Origin of the sequence: Mesorhizobium ventifaucium (assembly GCF_935822925.1) — a bacterium.
Classification (GTDB): domain Bacteria; phylum Pseudomonadota; class Alphaproteobacteria; order Rhizobiales; family Rhizobiaceae; genus Mesorhizobium; species Mesorhizobium ventifaucium.
This window is the reverse complement of record NZ_CAKXZS010000084.1, coordinates 1-834: the sequence shown is the minus strand read 5'-3', so window position 1 is coordinate 834 and position 834 is coordinate 1. Positions and strand designations below refer to the sequence as shown.

1 protein-coding gene is annotated in these 834 nt (G+C 65.2%); it reads right to left on the bottom strand.

Features of this window, described 5'->3' with window-relative positions:
• On the bottom strand, positions 1 to 834 hold an 834-nt coding region (locus NMG70_RS31710; protein WP_254028135.1), incomplete at both ends, for a glycosyltransferase family 2 protein.

Here is an 834-nt window from a genome sequence, read left to right as displayed (position 1 = left end):
TCACGCGCCCACTTACGTCCGGCCGGGAGCGCGCGCAGGGACTGCGGGCTGATCGAGCGGCGGCCGCTGCCGCAATCCGATGCGGCGTTCCACAAAGCGAACCACGCGAGTGCTTCGGAAGCGGTGCTGCCGTCTGCCGAGGTCGCGCCGTTTGCGTGAGCCGACGCTGGCTGGTCGACCCTGGGATCAGGAGAAAAGCCGCGGGCGATCACGATTTCCGCATCGGCCAGCATCTGCATCGAATTGCGAGTGAGCGAGTTCGGGCCAGTCCGATAGAAAGCGAGCGGCTCGTCGACCATCACCCAACGTTTGCCTAGACGTGCCAGGCGCTGCCACAGATCCCAGTCCTCGCAGGTGCGCAGCGACACATCGAAGCCGCCCAACTCGACAATTGTCTTCCGGTCGACGAGCAGCGCGTGAGTGCGGATGGCGCACCGGCGCGCGAATGTTTCGAAGGGCTGGATCGCAACCTCCGTCGGGATGCTCGACGGGGTGGGTTCGCCATCGGGCATCACGCGCCGGGAACCGCAATAAGCGGCGACCGCATCTGGTGCGGCTTCAAGTGCGGCCAGCATTTTCGCAAGGAAGCCGGCGTCCACCCAATCGTCCGCATCCAGGAACATGAGCCAGCGTCCGCGCGCTGTCAAAATCCCGCTATTGCGCGCGCCGGCGGCGCTATACGCGCAAGAGCTCAACGTCCGAAACCGGGCATCGTGCTCCACATAACCGGCGACAATCGCGGCGGTGGCGTCCGTGGAGGCGTCGTCGACGACGATCGCCTCCCAATCCACTATTTCCTGATCGAGAAGGCAATCGAGTGCGCGCGCCAGCGTC